Genomic DNA, 406 nt, shown 5'->3' with positions numbered 1-406 from the left:
CATACAACCACGAACTGGTGACAACTCAGCGAGATCAGCCTTTACTACCAAATCATTGTACCACTGACTGTAGTTGTCAGCGCGCTTGGTTAAATTCTTGAGTTCTTTAGCCATATTGCTTTATTCTATTTATTTTGTTTTTTATTTCTTCTGTTATATATATTAAGGTATAAGCTTGAACCTTCATCATCTGCTGCCGGCAGTTCATCGGCAACAGGTGTCTGAAATTCTATTTTTAGGGATTTTCCACCCCCAAATAGGTGATTTCCTAGCTCTATTTCGACAAATACCCTTAAATTTGCATGCAAAAATACAAAAAAATATTAGAAAACTCTCCATTATGGAGAAAAAAGAGTTATCTTTGCAATTAAATAACATAAATATAGGAGATTTTAAAATGAAAAAG

1 protein-coding gene is annotated in these 406 nt (G+C 33.5%); it reads left to right on the top strand.

Annotation, left to right across the window (positions count from 1 at the left end):
- Window positions 1-175 precede the first annotated feature (175 nt).
- Window positions 176-406: hypothetical protein (locus tag D4A39_RS19340; protein ID WP_147393976.1), on the top strand; the 231-nt coding region annotated here is incomplete at its 3' end.

The sequence above is a fragment of the Alcanivorax profundi genome (genome assembly GCF_003597125.1).
Lineage (GTDB): Bacteria > Pseudomonadota > Gammaproteobacteria > Pseudomonadales > Alcanivoracaceae > Alcanivorax > Alcanivorax profundi.
Note: the sequence above shows the minus strand (reverse complement) of the source record. Positions and strands in the feature narration are given on the sequence as shown.